A 13,117-nucleotide genomic window follows, 5' to 3' on the forward strand; every position below is an offset into this window, starting at 1 on the left:
AGCGCCCGGGTCATCGCGCCGGCGACATCCCGGGGGTCGGCACCTCGCCATCGCCGTCGCCGTCGCCGTCGCCGTCGCCGAGCGAACGCTCGAGGGCGTCGAGGACGACCCCGAGGCCGTAGGTGAACTCGTTGCCGAAGTCGTAGCCCGGGGCCATTACCCGCCCGTGGGCGTACTCGTGCAGGCGCGGGTACTCCTCGGCCGGGAGCTGTGCCGCGATGTCCGCCACAACCTCGGGAGCGGCGTCCCGGTCGAAGGGCAGCGCCGCCTCCTGGATCGCAAACCCGTAGACGAAGGCGTCCAGGAGGGCGTAGGCGTGCCCGGTCATCGCCAGGGAGAAGCCCGCACTACGGAGGGTGTCGAGCATGGCCTCGTGGTGCCGCAGGGTGGCGGGGCCGGGGGCGGACCGCGACTCCATGAGCGAGATCGCCCAGGGGTGGCGCCGCAGGACCCCGCGTGCGGACTCCGCCCGGCGGGTGACCTCCTCCCGCCAGTGACCGCCAGCCGCAGGGAGCTCGATCTCCCCGAAGACGCGGTCGACGATGCCGTCGAGGATCTCGTCCTTGTTCGCCACGTAGTGGTAGAGCGCCATGGGCTTGACCCCGAGCTCCGTGGCCAGCGAGCGCATGGTGAGCGACCCCAGGCCTCCCGCGTCCGCCACCGCGATGGCACGGTCCAGCACACGTTCCCTGCTCAGCGGAGCACGATCCACCTCGCTCGTTCGCCCGACCTCCGCCACTCCCCGCCCCTTCCGCTCCCGTACTTAGTACGCTAATCTTACCGTACTAAGTACGACACCGCTTCCCCTGCTCGGAAGGAACGCTCATGGCCACTGAGGGCCAGCACGTGTCGGTCACGGCTCCGGACACCGGCACGATGCGCGCGATCGCGCACGACCGCTACGGCGACGCGGAGGTGCTCCACCTGGCGCACGTCCCACGCCCGGAGGTGGCCGACCGTGAGGTGCTCGTCCGGGTGCGGGCCGCGGGCCTGGACCGCGGCGTGTGGCACGTCATGCGAGGACTGCCGTACGCCGGCCGCCTCGCGTTCGGACTACGGCGCCCGCGGAACGCGGTCCTCGGCTTCGACGTCACCGGTACCGTCGTCGCCGTCGGCCCCGCGGTGACACGCTTCGCCGTGGGTGACGACGTGTACGGCTTCGGCAAGGGCACCTTCGCCGAGTACGCCGTCGTGCCGGAACGCAGCCTCGCGCCCAAGCCCTCGACCCTGTCCTTCGCGCAGGCCGCCGTCGTCCCCGTCTCAGCCGTCACCGCCCTCAAGGGCCTGCGCGATGCCGGGAAGCTGCGCGCGGGTCAGCACGTGCTCGTCACCGGGGCGTCCGGCGGCGTGGGCAGCTACGCCGTCCAGCTCGCCAAGGCCCTCGGGGCCGAGGTCACCGCCGTCGCGAGCACCGCCAAGCTCGACCTCGTGCGCTCGTTGGGCGCCGACCACGTCGTGGACTACACGCGCGAGGACTTCGCCGACGCCCCGCAGCGCTACGACCTCATTCTCGACATCGCCGGCAACCCGTCGATCGCGCGCCTGCGCCGCGCGCTGACCCCCACCGGGACGGCCGTGATCACCGGTGGTGAGGACGGCGGCCGGCTCACCGGCATGGGTCGGCAGCTGCGCGCGGTCGCCCTCTCCCCCTTCCTCCGCCAGCGGCTCACGACGTTCGTCGGCACCGTGCGCTCCGCAGAGCTCGAGCAGCTCACCGAGTACATCGAGGCCGGCACGCTGACGCCGGCCCTGGACCGCACCTACCCGCTCGAGCACGCGCCCGACGCCATGCGCCGCCTGGAGGCGGGCGACGTCCGAGGAAAGGTCGCCGTCACCATCTGAGCGCCGCGACGCCGGACCCCCGCACCACACCGTTTCACCGAGCACAGCTTCGGGAGACCGGAGCGGAACAGGCGGTCGTCATGACCACCGCAGCCCCACTCACGCCCCGCCCCTTCCCCGTCCACGTCGACGGCGTCCGAGCACCGGCACTCTCCCGCTGGCTCTGGCTGGTGAAGTGGGTGCTGGCCATCCCGCACTTCCTCGTGCTGGCCGCCTTGTGGGTCGCGTTCGTCGCGGTCAGCATCGTCGCGCTCGTGGCCATCGTCATCACCGGCCGGTACCCCCGCGCGCTCTTCGACTTCAACGTCGGCGTGCTCCGCTGGAACTGGCGGGTGAGCTACTACGCCTACGGCGCCCTGGCCACGGACCGCTACCCACCCTTCACCCTCGACGAGGTGGTCGACTACCCGGCCCGCCTGCACGTCGACTACCCCGAGCACCTCTCCCGCGGCCTCGCCCTGGTGAAGTGGTGGCTGCTGGCCATCCCGCACTACATCGTCGTCGGGATCCTCGTCGGCGGAGCGGCCACGGCGACCCACCAGGTGACGAACGACGACGCGCGCTGGGACGGTGGCCTCATCGGCCTCCTCGTCCTCGTCGTCGGCGTCGTCCTGCTCTTCACCGGCACGTACCCGCGCGGACTCTTCGACCTCCTTCTCGGGCTCAACCGGTGGGTCATCCGGGTGGCCGCCTACGCCGGCCTCATGACCGACGTCTACCCGCCCTTCCGACTCGACATGGGCGAGCACGAGAGCCTCACGCTGTCCGCCGAACCACCTCCGGGCGCCCCGCCCCCACCCGCACAACCGTCGTCCTAGCCCGCTCCAGGTCGATGTTCCACCCTCCACCGAGAGAGATCGACATGAGCACCACCGTCCGAACCACCCCCGCAGCACGCGGGGTCCCGATGGACCCGTCACGCAAGACCGCCCTCGTTGCAGGAGTCTGCTACCTCCTCACCTTCGTCTCGATCCCGTCCCTCATCCTCTACGGCCCGGTGCGGGAGGCCGGCTACCTCACCGGCGGCGGCAGCGACACCGGCATCCTCGTCGCCGCGTTCCTCGAGGTGATCGTCGCGCTGGCAGGCATCGGCACGGCCATCGTCCTGTTCCCCGTCGTCAAGCGGCAGAACGAGACCTTGGCGCTGGGCTTCGTGGCCGCCCGCACGCTCGAGGCCGCGATGATCCTCGTCGGTGTCGCGAGCATCCTCTCGCTCGTGACACTTCACCGGAGCGGCACTGCGGCCGGGGGCGACGCCGCGGCGCTGCTCGCCACGGGCGCGTCACACGTGGCGACCTACGACTGGGCGTTCACCCTCGGCCAGAGTCTCGTGCCGGGGCTCAACGCCATCCTGCTAGGAACCCTGCTGTACCGGTCCGGCCTCGTCCCCCGGGTGCTGCCCGTCATGGGGCTGGTCGGAGCTCCGCTGCACCTCACCGCCGTCACTCTGACGGTGTTCGGCGTCATCGACCGGTCCGGTCTGGTCGCGCTGCTCGCGATCCTGCTCATCTTCGCGTGGGAGCTCTCGCTCGGCGTCTATCTGGTCGTCAAGGGTTTCCGGCCCTCACCCCTGCTCGGCGAGCCAGCAGCCCGCACACCGGCCAGCACAGACCCGGAAGGGGCACGGCCATGATCGAGGCACTCGGGCTCACCAAGCGCTACGGCGAGAAGACCGCCGTCGACGACGTCAACTTCACGATCGCCCCGGGATCCGTGACCGGGTTCCTCGGTCCCAACGGGGCCGGGAAGTCCACCACGATGCGGATGGTCGTGGGGCTGGACCGGCCGACGGCCGGGACGGTGACGGTCAACGGCAAGCCGTACGCCAGCCACCGCTCACCGCTGCGCGAGGTCGGCGTGCTGCTGGACGCCAAGGCCTTCCACTCGGGGCGCACCGCCCGCTCGCACCTGCGCACCATGGCCGCCACCCACCACCTCCCCAGGAGGCGGGTGGACGAGGTCATCGAGATGACCGGGCTCGCCGGAGTGGCGGGCAAGCGCGTCGGCGGGTTCTCCCTGGGCATGGGGCAGCGCCTGGGGATCGCCGCCGCGATGCTGGGCGACCCGCGCACCCTCATCCTCGACGAACCGGTCAACGGGCTCGACCCGGAGGGCGTGCAGTGGGTGCGCCACCTCGTCAGAGAGCTCGCGGCCGAGGGACGGACGGTCTTCCTGTCCTCACACCTCATGAGCGAGATGGCCCTGACCGCCGACCAGCTCCTCGTCATCGGCCGCGGCAGGATCATCGCCGCCGGGCCGGTCATGGAGGTCATCGAGTCGGTGACCGGCTCGACCGTCCGCGTGCGCTCCCCGCGTCTGTCAGAGCTCGCAGACCTCCTCCGCGCCGACGGCGTCGTCCTCACCGCCACGGAGGCGGGGCGGCTGGAGGTGCAGGGGCTGTCAGCCGAGCAGGTCGGGGAGACGGCCGGCGCGCACGGCATCGTCCTGCACGAGCTCAGCCCACGGTCCGCGAGCCTGGAGGACGCCTACATGAGGCTCACCCAGGACGCGGTGGAGTACCACTCCGACACCACCCCGCACACCAGCCAGAGAGCCGGCACCCCATGAGTACCGTCCTGCGCACCGAGCCGGGCACCCCCGAGCCCACCACGCTCGTGCCGATCTCATCCGAGCCGGCCACTGCTCCCGCGGCGGGCGCCCACCTCAGCTTCACCGGCGCGATGCGCGGGGAGTGGATCAAGCTGCTCTCGCTGCGCTCGACGTGGTGGGTGCTGGCCCTCGCCGTCGCGCTCATGACCCTCTTCGCCCTCGGCCAGTCCATGTCGCTGGACATGCTGGCCGACTCCCCCGAGGCGGCCGCGCTCGGCATGATCCACGGTGCCGAGATCGTCTCGGGCGGATACCCGCTCGGCATGGTGACGATCGCCGTGCTCGGTGCCCTGCTCATCACCGGGGAGTACTCCACCGGGATGATCCGCTCCTCCCTGACCGCGGTGCCCACGAGGTGGCCCGTGCTGGCGGCCAAGGCCATCGCCCTCGTCGTGCTGACCGTCGGGACCTCGGCGCTGAGCCTCGTGCTGGCCTCGCTCGTCACCCGGTCGCTGCTCGCCGGGCACGACCTCGTCCCGGCCCTGGACGACCCCCGGACGTGGCAGATCTACGGCGGCGTCACCTACGTCCTCGTCGTCGCGGCCCTCTTCGCGCTCGGCATCGGCACCCTGGTCCGCTCGACCGCGGCGACGGTCACCATCGCACTGACCGTCCTGCTGCTCCTGCCCGGCTTCCTCGGCTTCATCACCCTGGACTGGGTGGAGGCGATCGTCGCCCACCTCCCGATGCCGGCGGCGGCCGCCTTCGTCACCGTCAGCGACTCCACGCTCACCGAGTCGAGCGACCTCACCGCGTGGACCGGTGTCCTCGTCGTCGCCGCCTACGCCGTCGTCCCGCTCCTCGCCGGTGCCGTCGTGCTGCGCCGGCGCGACGCCTGAGGCGGCACCGGCGACTCGGGCGCACGGTGGGGAGGGGGGTGTCAGCCGACCTGCTCCGGGGTGCCCCTCGAGGAGGTCGGCGGCGGCGCGGGTGCCGCAGAGCGCACGCAGCTCGGCGCCGAGTCGGCCCGCCGTCGCCCGGTACCGCGGGTCGGCGCTCACCGCGTCGCAGGCCGCGGCGATCGCGGCGGGACGCGGACGCCCCGTCCGGAGGTTGACGCCGGCGCCGTGCCAGCCGATCCGGGCGGCGATCTCCGGCTTGTCGAGGTCGCCACCGGCGACGACGAGCGGGACCCCGTGCCGCAGCGCCTGCAGCACCCCGCCGAACCCGCCGTTCGTCACCATGACGTCGGTGAGCGGCAGGAGGTGCGGGTAAGGGACCATCGGCGCGACGCGCACGTTCGCCGGCAGGCGCCCGGGCAGCGGCGGCGTGCGGTGGCCGAGCCCGACGACGACGAGCACGTCGCGGTCCGCCAGCGCCTCGACCGCCGGCAGGATGAGGTCGCGGGGGTCGACGTTCGCAGTGCCCTGGGTGACGTGGACAACCGGCACGGTGGCGCGGGTGACGTCGTCCCACCTCCCCTTCCCTCAAGGTTGACCCCCTGCCGTGCAGGCGGCCAGGGCCCAAGGTCCCCCGCCGCCGGTCACCCTCGCCCGGCACCCCGCGAGCACCGGCAGCCCGCCTCGCGAGCAGCGTGACGGCGGCGCCCAACCCCGCTGGACCAGCCGCGCGAGTGTGGGGGCTTGTGATCGAGCGCGTGAGGCGGCTACGGTGGCGCGACGACGAGAGCGGACGCCGGCGCCGAAGCCGCCCGGACCCCGCTCTCGACAGCCCCGGCGGGCCGCGAGCCGGCCTGCCGGACGAGCCACAGCCAGTCGCCGGTGTTACCTAATCGCAACCCGGCCTAGGACCAAGGATGTGACATCCAGCGCCATCTGGGATGAGAATGTTAGCGTGAACATTCGCCGCACCAGCGGCACCTGAGGGCGCAGCGGCCTCACCGCCCGACTACGCAGTCGGGCACAGACAGGGCCCGCCGTCCGGCGGGCCAGAACAACCTCCACTCTCGAAGGAGAGAACATTGCGCACACGGAAGTTCGCAGCAGTAGCAGCGGGGCTCACCATGACCTTCGCCCTGGCTGCCTGCGGTGGCGGCGGGGCCGGTAGCGGCGACGAGACCACCGAGCCCGCGGGCAACGGCGGCGACACCGCCGCCGCCGGCGACCAGACCATCGGCGTCGCCATGCCCACGCAGACGTCCGAGCGCTGGATCGCCGACGGCGAGGCCGTCCAGAGCCAGCTCGAGGAGGCCGGCTACACGGTCGACCTGCAGTTCGCCAACGACGACATCCCCACGCAGACCCAGCAGATCGACCAGATGATCCTGCAGGAGGTCGACCTCCTCATCATCGCCTCGATCGACGGCACCGCGCTCACCAGCCAGCTCGACGCCGCCGGCGCCGCGGGCATCCCGGTCATCGCCTACGACCGCCTCATCAACGGCAGCGAGAACGTCGACTTCTACGTCACCTTCGACAACTACAACGTGGGCGTCCAGCAGGCCACCTCGCTCCTCGTGGGCCTGGGTCTCCTCAACGCGGACGGCTCGGAGAACCCCGACGCCCCCGAGGGCCCGTTCAACATCGAGCTCTTCGCCGGCTCGCCGGACGACAACAACGCCGGGTTCTTCTTCAACGGCGCGATGGACACGCTCAAGCCCTTCATCGACGCCGGCACGCTCGTCGTGCCCTCCGGCCAGACGGACTTCGACACCGTCGCCACGCTCCGCTGGAGCCAGGAGGCCGCCCAGCGCCGCATGGAGGACCTCCTCACCTCCACCTACACCGGTGGCGAGGAGCTGCACGGGGTGCTCTCGCCCTTCGACGGCATCTCCCGCGGCATCATCACCGCCCTCCAGGGTGCGGGCTACGGCCCGACCCTCGAGGAGGGCCTGCCGGTCGTCTCCGGCCAGGACGCCGAGATCGCCTCGGTCTCCCTCATCGACCAGGGCGTGCAGTTCGCGACGATCTTCAAGGACACCCGCAAGCTCGCCACCGAGTCCGTCCGCGCCGCGCAGGCGTTCCTCGAGGGCAGCGAGCCCGAGGCGAACGACACCGACACGTACGACAACGGCGTCAAGGTCGTCCCGTCCTACCTCCTCGAGTCGGACATCGTCTACGCCGACAACATCACCGAGCTCCTCGTGGACACCGGCTACTACACCGCCGAGCAGGTCGAGCAGGGCTCCTGACCTGACGGTGCGGGGCCGGGCGCTGCGCCCGGCCCCGCACACCCCTCCACACCGCACAACCACGAGAAGTGAGGCGGCATGACCGACAACATCTTGGAGATGCGCTCCATCACCAAGACGTTCCCCGGTGTCAAGGCGCTCCAGGACGTCACCCTGGAGGTCCGGCGCGGTGAGATCCACGCGATCTGCGGGGAGAACGGCGCCGGCAAGTCGACGCTGATGAAGGTCCTCTCGGGCGTCTACCCCCACGGCACCTACGAGGGCGAGATCTACTACGACGGCGCGGAGGTGCAGTTCGGGTCGATCAACGACTCCGAGGCGCACGGCGTCGTCATCATCCACCAGGAGCTGGCCCTCGTCCCGCACCTGTCCGTCGCCGAGAACATCTTCCTCGGCAACGAGGAGCGCGGCAGGGCCGGGCTGATCGACTGGAACGAGACGAACTCCCGGGCGGCCGAGCTCCTCGACCGCGTCGGCCTTGCCGAGAATCCGACCACCCCCGTCGGCCAGCTCGGCGTCGGCAAGCAGCAGCTCGTCGAGATCGCCAAGGCGCTGTCCAAGGACGTCCGCCTGCTCATCCTCGACGAGCCGACGGCGGCGCTCAACGACACCGACTCCGAGCACCTGCTCGGGCTGCTGCGCCAGCTCAACGCCCAGGGCATGAGCTGCATCATGATCTCCCACAAGCTGGGCGAGATCGCCGACATCGCGCACCGCACCACGGTCATCCGTGACGGCCGCACGATCGAGACCCTCGACATGGCCTCCCCCGAGGCCACGCAGGACCGGATCATCCGCAGCATGGTGGGCCGGGACCTCGAGCACCGCTACCCCGAGCGCACGCTGGAGATCGGCGAGGAGGTGCTGCGGGTGGAGGACTGGACCGTGCACCACCCCACGCAGGCGGGACGCGTCGTCGTCGACAACGCGAGCTTCGACGTCCGGGCCGGTGAGGTCGTCGGCATCGCCGGCCTCATGGGTGCGGGGCGCACCGAGCTGGCGATGAGCCTGTTCGGGCGCAGCTACGGGCGCGACATCTCCGGGCGGGTCTTCCTCCACGGCAAGGAGATCAAGGTCCGCACGGTGAGCGAGGCGATCGAGAACGGCATCGCCTACGTGAGCGAGGACCGCAAGCGCTTCGGGCTCAACCTCATCGAGAACATCCGCCGCAACATCTCCGTCGCGGGCCTGCGCAAGCTGGCGCCCCGCGGCTGGGTGGACGCGAACGAGGAGCTCAAGGTCGCCGAGGAGTACCGGACCAACCTCAACATCAAGACGCCGTCCGTGCTCGCCACCGTCGGCAACCTCTCCGGCGGCAACCAGCAGAAGGTCGCGCTGTCGAAGTGGCTCTACACCGAGCCGGAGGTCCTCATCCTCGACGAGCCGACCCGAGGCATCGACGTCGGCGCCAAGTACGAGATCTACACCATCATCAACCGCATGGTCGCGGCGGGGAAGGCGGTCGTCGTCATCTCCTCCGAGCTGCCCGAGCTCCTCGGGATCTGCGACCGCGTCTACACCCTGGCCTTCGGCCGCATCACCGGGCAGCTCCCGGTCGAGCAGGCGACGCAGGAAGAGCTCATGGCACTCATGACCATGGAGAAGGAAACGGCGAAATGACCGGCATCACGAACATCCGGGAACTCATGTCCCGGAACATCCGACAGAGCGGCATCCTCATCGCCCTGGTGGCGCTCGTGGCGCTGTTCACCATCCTCAACCCGAGCTTCCTCAGCCCGGGCAACCTCACGAACATCGTCCTGCAGTACTCCTACATCCTCATCCTCGCCATCGGCATGGTCATCGTCATCATCGGTGGCCACATCGACCTGTCGGTCGGCTCGGTCGTCGCCCTCGCGGGCGCCGTCGCCGCGGTGCTCGTCGTCAAGAACGGGATGCCGTGGTGGGTGGGCGTCCTCGCCGCGATCGGCGTCGGCCTGGCGGTCGGCGTGTGGCAGGGCTTCTGGGTCGCCTACATCGGGATCCCGGCGTTCATCGTCACCCTGGCCGGCATGCTGCTCTTCCGCGGCATGACCTACCAGGTGCTCGACAACGTCTCCCTGTCCCCGTTCGGTGGCACGTACTACCAGATCGCCAACGGCTTCCAGAACGGTCTCCTCGGCGGCTACGGCTACGACGCGCTCACGCTCATCGTTTTCGGCCTGGCCGTGGCGGGCTACGCCTTCACCCAGGTCCGTGCCCGCCAGGGCGCCCTGCGCTACAAGCAGGCCGTCGAGGCGTTCCCGCTGTTCATCCTCAAGATCGTCGTCGTCGGCGCGGTCGTCATGTGGTTCGGCTACCAGCTGGCCACGAACCGCGGCCTGCCGAACGTCCTCGTCATCCTGGCGATCCTCATCATCGTCTACACGGTGATCACGCAGCGCTCGGTCTTCGGCCGTCACGTCTACGCGATCGGTGGCAACCTGCCGGCCGCGCAGCTGTCGGGCGTCAAGGTCAAGAAGGTCAACTTCATGATCTTCGTCAACATGGGCCTGCTCTCCGGCATCGCCGGCGTCGTGTACTCCTCGCGCATGAACAGCGCGCAGCCTGCTGCGGGCAACATGTTCGAGCTCGACGCGATCGCCGCCTGCTTCATCGGTGGCGCCGCCGTCACCGGTGGTGTCGGTCGCGTGACCGGAGCGATGATCGGCGCGCTGATCATGGCCGTCATGACCAACGGCATGCAGCTCATGGGCGTGCCCACCTCCACCCAGCAGATCGTCAAGGGTCTCGTGCTCCTCCTCGCCGTGGCCTTCGACGTCTACAACAAGCGCCGCGCCGGGGCCCGCTGAGCCCGCGCGCACACGAGGGGCCGTCCACCCGGGCGGCCCCTCGTCGCAGTTTCCGCCCCCGTACGCATGGAAGGACCACCGATGGACCACTCCCAGGACCTGGCCGACACGATCCGTGAGGGCCGCACCTCGCTCGGCATCGAGCTCGGCTCGACCCGGATCAAGGCCTGCCTCGTGGGCCCCGACCCGACCCAGGTGCTGGCCGTCGGCTCCCACGAGTGGGAGAACGAGTTCTCGGGCCGCACGTGGACCTACTCGCTGGAGTCGGTGTGGGCGGGCCTGCAGGCCGCCTACGCCGACCTCGCCGCCGACGTCGAGCGCCGCTACGGCGTGCGTCCCACGACCTTCGGCGCGATGGGCGTCTCGGCGATGATGCACGGCTACCTCGCCTTCGACGGCGACGACGAGCTCCTCGTCCCCTTCCGCACGTGGCGCAACACGACCACCGGCCCGGCCGCCGCCGAGCTCTCCGAGCTGCTCGGCGTCAACATCCCGCTGCGCTGGTCGGTCGCGCACCTCCACCAGGCCGTGCTCGACGGCGAGGAGCACGTCCCGCAGATCCGCTTCCTCACCACCCTGGCCGGGTACGTCCACTGGCGTCTCACCGGGCAGCGCGTGCTCGGCGTCGGCGACGCCTCGGGCATGTTCCCCATCGACCCGGCCACCGGCACCTACGACGCCGGCATGCTCGAGCGTCTCGACACGCGGCTCGCCGGGCGGCTGCCGATCGACCACGCCGTCGACCTCCTCCCCGAGGTGCTCGCCGCCGGCCGGCCGGCCGGTGAGCTCACCGCCGAGGGCGCCGCGCTCCTCGACCCGTCCGGGACCCTGCAGGCCGGGGTCCCGCTGTGCCCGCCCGAGGGCGACGCCGGCACCGGGATGGTCGCGACGAACGCCGTCGCCCCCCGGACCGGCAACGTCAGCGCCGGCACGAGCATCTTCGCGATGGTCGTCCTCGAGCGGCCGCTGGAGGGGATGCACCACGAGATCGACCTCGTCACCACCCCGGCGGGCGACCCGGTCGCGATGGTCCACTGCAACAACGGCGCCAGCGAGCTCGGCGCGTGGGCGGGCCTGTTCGGGCGCTTCGCGGAGGCCGCCGGCACCCCGATGAGCGGCGACGCCGTCTTCGCCACGCTCCTGTCCGAGGCGCTCGAGGGCGAGGCGGACGCGGGCGGGCTGCTCGCCTACAACTACCTCGCCGGGGAGCCGATCGGCGGGCTCACCGAGGGTCGCCCGCTGGTGGTGCGGACGCCCGACAGCCGCCTCACCCTGGCGAACTTCGTCCGCGCCCAGGTCTACGGCGTCTTCGGCACGCTGAGCATGGGGATGCAGGTGCTCGCCGGGGAGGGTGTGGCGATCGACCGGATGCTCGCCCACGGCGGCATGTTCCGCACCGCCGGCGTCGCCCAGCGCTTCCTCGCCGGTGCGCTCGACGCGCCCGTGGCCGTCGGGGAGACGGCGTCCGAGGGCGGCGCCTGGGGCATCGCGGTCCTCGCCTCCTACCTCTCCGCGGCGGACGGCACCGACCTCGCCGGGTACCTCGACGAGCAGGTCTTCGCAGAGGCCTCCTTCGACACCGCGCAGCCCGACCCGCAGGACGTCGCCGGCTACGCGGCCTTCCTCGAGCGCTACCGCGCCGGGCTCGCGGCCGTGGGGGCCGCCGTCGAGGCGCTCTGACTAGACCACACGGAAGGGGCCGGCCCAGGTGGGCCGGCCCCTTCCGCGTACCTACTGGGTGGGGTCAGCTCTTGCGTCGCACCGAGATCGCGCGCTGCAGGATGACGAAGGCGAGCAGGACGATCCCGATGAACACGCGGGTCCACCACGAGTCGAGCCCCTCGCGGGCGATGAGCACCTGGATGAGGCCGTAGACGAGCACGCCGACGCCGGTGCCGAGCACGAAGCCCACGCCGCCGGCGAGGAGCGTGCCACCGATGACGACAGCGGCGATCGCGTCCAGCTCCATCCCGATGCCGGTGAGGTTGAACCCGGAGCGGGTGTAAAAGGCGAACAGGACGCCGGCGATGCCCGCGCACGTACCGCTGATGACGTAGACGAGGATCCGCGTCCGCTCACCGCGCAGCCCCATGAGCCGGACCGCGGAGCCGTCGTCCCCGCTGCCCAGTCCGTAGACGGTGCGGCCGAAGCGCGTGTAGTGGAGCAGGTAGAACGCGAGGAGCAGGACGACGACGGCGACGACCATGCTCGAGTTGATCCGCCAGAGGCTGCTGCCCTCTCCGAACTGGATGCTCCAGGAGGCGAGCGCGGCGAAGCTGGGGTCGTCGATGGCGAGCGACTGCACGCTGACGACGTTGGCGAGCCCGCGGGCGAGGAACATGACGGCGAGCGAGGCGATGAAGGGTTGGATGTCGAAGACCTGGACCATGACGCCGATGAGCAGGCCGCACAAGGTGCCGATGAGGACGCCGACGGCGAGCACCACGGGCAGCGGGAGGCCGGCGATGAACAGCTGCGCGACGGTGAGGCCGACGAGGGCGACGACGGCTCCGACGGACAGGTCGATCCCCCCGGTGAGGATGACGAAGGTCATCCCGACGGCGAGGACGAGCAGGTAGGAGTTGTCGACGAGCAGGTTGGAGAACAGCCGCATGCTGATGAAGCTCGCGTTGTCCGTGCTGTACCTCGCCTGGCCGACGCCGAGCATGACGACCAGCGTGGCGACCGTGCCCACCACCGGCAGGAAGCGCCGGTCCAGCCGGCCCATGCGCGCCCGCAGCGACGCGCCGGCCGCGGGGGGCGTGGCGTTCGGTCCCGCCGT

At 70.9% G+C, this 13,117-nt stretch carries 11 protein-coding genes and 1 pseudogene; 9 read left to right on the forward strand and 3 right to left on the reverse strand.

The genetic code is table 11. The features are described from left to right. Nucleotides 1-10 precede the first annotated feature (10 nt). Nucleotides 11-682, reverse strand: a complete 672-nt coding sequence (locus tag ACWPXV_RS14340; protein WP_454085849.1) for a TetR/AcrR family transcriptional regulator C-terminal domain-containing protein — start codon at nucleotides 680-682, stop codon at nucleotides 11-13. A gap of 194 nt (nucleotides 683-876) precedes the next feature. On the opposite strand from ACWPXV_RS14340, the gene ACWPXV_RS14345 reads away from it, so the two are divergent. The 5 genes from ACWPXV_RS14345 to ACWPXV_RS14365 all read left to right on the forward strand — a co-directional run bounded on the left by ACWPXV_RS14345 (nucleotide 877) and on the right by ACWPXV_RS14365 (nucleotide 5,291). Further along, on the forward strand, nucleotides 877-1,842 hold the full coding sequence (locus ACWPXV_RS14345; protein ID WP_454085874.1) for an NAD(P)-dependent alcohol dehydrogenase: 966 nt from the start codon (nucleotides 877-879) through the stop codon (nucleotides 1,840-1,842). Between the two features lie 80 nt (nucleotides 1,843-1,922). Continuing rightward, entirely contained in the window at nucleotides 1,923-2,660 is a 738-nt protein-coding gene (locus ACWPXV_RS14350) for a DUF4389 domain-containing protein (protein WP_454085850.1), read from the forward strand. Nucleotides 2,661-2,704: 44 nt separating this feature from the next. Continuing rightward, complete coding sequence (locus ACWPXV_RS14355; protein ID WP_454085851.1) at nucleotides 2,705-3,475, forward strand: DUF4386 domain-containing protein; 771 nt, start codon at nucleotides 2,705-2,707, stop codon at nucleotides 3,473-3,475. Next, nucleotides 3,472-4,410, forward strand: coding sequence for an ABC transporter ATP-binding protein (locus ACWPXV_RS14360; protein WP_454085852.1), 939 nt, complete (start codon nucleotides 3,472-3,474; stop codon nucleotides 4,408-4,410). Before ACWPXV_RS14355 ends, ACWPXV_RS14360 begins: the two co-directional genes overlap by 4 nt. Beyond that, entirely contained in the window at nucleotides 4,407-5,291 is an 885-nt protein-coding gene (locus tag ACWPXV_RS14365; protein ID WP_454085853.1) for an ABC transporter permease subunit, read from the forward strand. The genes ACWPXV_RS14360 and ACWPXV_RS14365 overlap by 4 nt, the downstream gene beginning before the upstream one ends. Before the next feature lie 120 nt (nucleotides 5,292-5,411). Here ACWPXV_RS14365 and ACWPXV_RS14370 read toward each other — a convergent pair. Beyond that, a pseudogene (locus ACWPXV_RS14370) lies at nucleotides 5,412-5,843 on the reverse strand (glycosyltransferase); the annotation flags it as partial. A 572-nt stretch (nucleotides 5,844-6,415) separates the two neighbouring features. Between ACWPXV_RS14370 and chvE the strand changes: the two are divergent. The 4 genes from chvE to ACWPXV_RS14390 all read left to right on the forward strand — a co-directional run bounded on the left by chvE (nucleotide 6,416) and on the right by ACWPXV_RS14390 (nucleotide 12,015). After that, nucleotides 6,416-7,543, forward strand: coding sequence for a multiple monosaccharide ABC transporter substrate-binding protein (chvE, locus tag ACWPXV_RS14375; RefSeq protein WP_454085875.1), 1,128 nt, complete (start codon nucleotides 6,416-6,418; stop codon nucleotides 7,541-7,543). Nucleotides 7,544-7,621: 78 nt separating this feature from the next. Further along, nucleotides 7,622-9,163: a multiple monosaccharide ABC transporter ATP-binding protein gene (gene mmsA / locus ACWPXV_RS14380; protein ID WP_454085854.1), complete on the forward strand. Its 1,542-nt coding sequence runs from the start codon at nucleotides 7,622-7,624 to the stop codon at nucleotides 9,161-9,163. Beyond that, complete coding sequence (gene mmsB, locus ACWPXV_RS14385; RefSeq protein ID WP_251840357.1) at nucleotides 9,160-10,335, forward strand: multiple monosaccharide ABC transporter permease; 1,176 nt, start codon at nucleotides 9,160-9,162, stop codon at nucleotides 10,333-10,335. Before mmsA ends, mmsB begins: the two co-directional genes overlap by 4 nt. A gap of 81 nt (nucleotides 10,336-10,416) precedes the next feature. After that, nucleotides 10,417-12,015: a xylulokinase gene (locus ACWPXV_RS14390; RefSeq protein WP_454085855.1), complete on the forward strand. Its 1,599-nt coding sequence runs from the start codon at nucleotides 10,417-10,419 to the stop codon at nucleotides 12,013-12,015. Nucleotides 12,016-12,079: 64 nt separating this feature from the next. Here the strand turns inward: ACWPXV_RS14390 and ACWPXV_RS14395 are convergent, their stop codons facing one another. Then, nucleotides 12,080-13,063 (reverse strand): ABC transporter permease subunit, encoded by a 984-nt coding sequence (locus ACWPXV_RS14395; RefSeq protein ID WP_454085876.1) that lies wholly within the window; start codon nucleotides 13,061-13,063, stop codon nucleotides 12,080-12,082. Between the last annotated feature and the right edge of the window lie 54 nt (nucleotides 13,064-13,117).

The organism is Georgenia sp. Marseille-Q6866 (assembly GCF_965111665.1).

Coding starts and splice junctions, on each gene's coding strand:
- ACWPXV_RS14345 (WP_454085874.1), top strand. CDS start 877: ATGCGCGCGATCGCGCACGACCGCTACGGCGACGCGGAGGTGCTCCAC.
- ACWPXV_RS14350 (WP_454085850.1), top strand. CDS start 1,923: ATGACCACCGCAGCCCCACTCACGCCCCGCCCCTTCCCCGTCCACGTC.
- ACWPXV_RS14355 (WP_454085851.1), top strand. CDS start 2,705: ATGAGCACCACCGTCCGAACCACCCCCGCAGCACGCGGGGTCCCGATG.
- ACWPXV_RS14360 (WP_454085852.1), top strand. CDS start 3,472: ATGATCGAGGCACTCGGGCTCACCAAGCGCTACGGCGAGAAGACCGCC.
- ACWPXV_RS14365 (WP_454085853.1), top strand. CDS start 4,407: ATGAGTACCGTCCTGCGCACCGAGCCGGGCACCCCCGAGCCCACCACG.
- chvE (WP_454085875.1), top strand. CDS start 6,416: ATGACCTTCGCCCTGGCTGCCTGCGGTGGCGGCGGGGCCGGTAGCGGC.
- mmsA (WP_454085854.1), top strand. CDS start 7,622: ATGACCGACAACATCTTGGAGATGCGCTCCATCACCAAGACGTTCCCC.
- mmsB (WP_251840357.1), top strand. CDS start 9,160: ATGACCGGCATCACGAACATCCGGGAACTCATGTCCCGGAACATCCGA.
- ACWPXV_RS14390 (WP_454085855.1), top strand. CDS start 10,417: ATGGACCACTCCCAGGACCTGGCCGACACGATCCGTGAGGGCCGCACC.
- ACWPXV_RS14395 (WP_454085876.1), bottom strand. CDS start 13,063: ATGGGCCGGCTGGACCGGCGCTTCCTGCCGGTGGTGGGCACGGTCGCC.